Source organism: Oleiphilus sp. HI0066 (assembly GCF_001635725.1).
Genome location: NZ_LWFH01001205.1, coordinates 1 through 2,140, shown reverse-complemented (window position 1 = coordinate 2,140; position 2,140 = coordinate 1). Strand labels below are relative to the sequence as shown.

Here is a 2,140-nt window from a genome sequence, read left to right as displayed (position 1 = left end):
CTGTTGAGGTGACATGCGTGATGGTAACGCATGACCAAGAAGAAGCGATGACTATGGCTTCTCGCGTCGGCATTATGGATCAAGGTGTGATTCGCCAGGTGGGCGAGCCAGTGGATGTATACGAGCATCCGAATAGCCGAATGACGGCAGAATTTATTGGCTCTGTGAATATTTTTGAAGGGACGCTATCAAAAGATGAGTCTGATCATGCTGAGTTAATATGCGATGATTTGACCGTTGCCATTCATGCCTCGCATGGTGTGGTAGGTAGTTTGGGTATGCCAATGGCCTACGCAGTCAGACCTGAGAAAATCCAAATTAAGCGCCGTGCCCCGGATCAGCCTTATAACTGGGCGAAGGGTGCGATTAAAGATATTGCTTATCTTGGAAGCCATTCGATTTATCATGTTGAACTAGCAAACGAAAAAATTGTACTCGTATCAATGGCCAACAGTGATCGTTGGTCAGAAGTTGATGATGGTCCTCGCCTCAGTTGGGAAGATGAGGTGTATGTATACTGGGCTGACGATAGCGGAGTTATGCTGAACTCATGAATATCGCCCAAGTATTTACCCAAACACTGAAACAATCGGGCAAGAAACTGGTCGTTCTGTTACCGTTTTCTTGGCTGCTTGTCTTCTTCTTAATTCCCTTTCTGATTGTTCTCCAGATCTCTTTTAGTGAGTCGCGCATAGCGCAGCCGCCGTTTACGGACCTCACTAGTTTTGTTGATGACGTTTATACGATTAGCCTTAACTTATTCAATTACATTGATTTGTATGAATATGATCTTTATTTGAGTGGTTATATTAGTTCCGTGAAGATTGCGTTCACGGCTACAACCTTATGTTTGCTGATTGGTTACCCGATTGCTTATGCGATTGCGAAGTTGCCCCCGCACACTAGAAACCTCGCGTTGATGCTCGTCATCCTTCCATCTTGGACATCATTCCTTATTCGTATTTACGCTTGGATCGGTATATTGAAGCAAAACGGTCTAATCAATAATGCCTTGATGGGCTTAGGTGTGATCGAGCAGCCCCTAGAAATTTTGCATACTCCGATAGCGGTTTACATCGGTATTGTGTATGCCTACTTACCGTTTATGGTATTGCCGATTTATACAAACCTTGTGAAGCACGATTCGACTTTATTGGAAGCGGCTGCTGATCTTGGTGCAAGACCAATTGGTTCATTCTTCAAAATTACCTTGCCTTTGTCTGTCTCGGGCATTGTTGCAGGCTCAATGCTGGTGTTTATTCCATCCGTCGGTGAGTTTGTTATCCCTGAATTGTTGGGCGGTCCAGATACCTTGATGATTGGTAAATTGCTTTGGAGTGAGTTCTTCAATGCGCGTAACTGGCCTGGAGCATCTGCGGTGGCAGTAGTTATGTTGCTGTTACTTATTTTGCCGATCACGATCTTCCAGCGTTATCAGGCAAAAGATTTAGAGGAGCAGGCTAATGAGCACTAACAAGACCAATAAATTGTCTTGGGCAATCTTATTAGGTGGGTTTGCTTTTCTATACTTCCCGATTTTTATATTGATTGTCTACTCGTTCAATGAGTCGCGTTTGGTGACAGTTTGGGCAGGATTTTCGACAAAATGGTACGGCGAGCTATTTGAAGACGAACAAATGATGAGCGCCGTTTGGATGAGTTTGAAAATTGCATTTTTAAGTGCGAGTGCTGCGGTCGCATTAGGCACCTTGGCCGCGATCGCCTTAGTGCGATCGGGCGCATTTAAAGGCAAAACGCTGTTTACCGGAATGATTACTGCACCCTTGGTCATGCCGGAAGTAATTACGGGTTTGTCGCTTTTACTCTTGTTTGTAACGATGTCGCAAGTACTTGGTTGGCCTGAGGGGCGTGGTAGCTTAACGATCTGGATTGCCCATACAACTTTTAACATGGCTTATGTGGCTGTGGTTGTGTCTGCAAGATTACGCGAGCTTGATCGACGTTTAGAAGAAGCTGCGATGGATCTTGGTGCTAACAAATTCCAAGTGTTTATCTACATCACTTTACCAATTGTTGCGCCAGCATTATTGGCTGGATGGCTATTGGCATTTACTTTGTCGCTCGATGATTTAGTAATCGCGAGTTTCGTATCGGGGCCAGGTTCTACAACCTTACCAAT

General features: G+C 44.7%; 3 protein-coding genes. All 3 read left to right on the top strand.

Annotated features, from left to right (window positions below):
• Positions 1–554 (top strand): TOBE domain-containing protein (locus tag A3738_RS16510; protein WP_231876679.1); only part of this gene is annotated, 554 nt, incomplete at its 5' end.
• Positions 551–1,474, top strand: a complete 924-nt coding sequence (locus tag A3738_RS16505; RefSeq protein WP_068502869.1) for an ABC transporter permease subunit — start codon at positions 551–553, stop codon at positions 1,472–1,474. The genes A3738_RS16510 and A3738_RS16505, both read left to right, overlap by 4 nt.
• Positions 1,464–2,140 (top strand): ABC transporter permease subunit (locus A3738_RS16500; protein ID WP_068763731.1); only part of this gene is annotated, 677 nt, incomplete at its 3' end. The genes A3738_RS16505 and A3738_RS16500, both read left to right, overlap by 11 nt.

What these genes read in the sequence shown, in the direction of transcription:
- A3738_RS16505 (WP_068502869.1), top strand. Translation starts at nt 551, where the DNA reads ATGAATATCGCCCAAGTATTTACCCAAACACTGAAACAATCGGGCAAG.